General features: G+C 41.6%; 1 protein-coding gene. It reads left to right on the top strand.

The window, feature by feature from the left end; translation table 11 throughout:
* Positions 1–77 precede the first annotated feature (77 nt).
* Positions 78–497 (top strand): cyclopropane-fatty-acyl-phospholipid synthase family protein (locus GBI16_RS18390; protein WP_151707632.1); only part of this gene is annotated, 420 nt, incomplete at its 3' end.

The raw sequence follows: 497 nt of genomic DNA, 5'->3' as shown, positions 1-497 counted from the left end.
GAAATTTTAGGTGCCCCAGTTCCATTTGTTGGACTTAAACCACAAGTTAAAGTTGCACCTGAACTCGGTTACTAAATATGAAGCGCTTCAAGCAAGCATGGATTGAAAGCCTCATCGGGCATAAATATGCCATAGATGCAAAACGACTTGGTGATGAATCTAGGCTTGCTTGGAGTAATTTAGGATATTGGCAACAGCTACAGGATTATCCCTTAGCATGTCAAACGTTAGCAGATCAAAGCGCTGAGGCAGTTCAGCTTAAAGGTTCCGATCGTGTTTTAGATCTCGGATGTGGGCAAGGTGCAAGTTTATTGCATTGGATTGATCAGTATCATGTTCGTCAACTCAGTGCAGTGGAGCTGCAAGCTGAATGTGTCAAACGAATTCAACATGAGTTACCGCAGGTTGAAATTTATTGCCAATCCTTTTTAGATTTACAGCAACCCGTTACTTTGAATTTATTTGATGTGGTGCTGTGTTTGGATGCAGCTTATCAC

Origin of the sequence: Acinetobacter sp. TUM15064, from assembly GCF_008980265.1 — a bacterium.
Taxonomy (GTDB): Bacteria; Pseudomonadota; Gammaproteobacteria; order Pseudomonadales; family Moraxellaceae; genus Acinetobacter.
The sequence above is the reverse complement of the archived record's forward strand: the minus strand, read 5'-3'. Positions and strand labels throughout refer to the sequence as shown.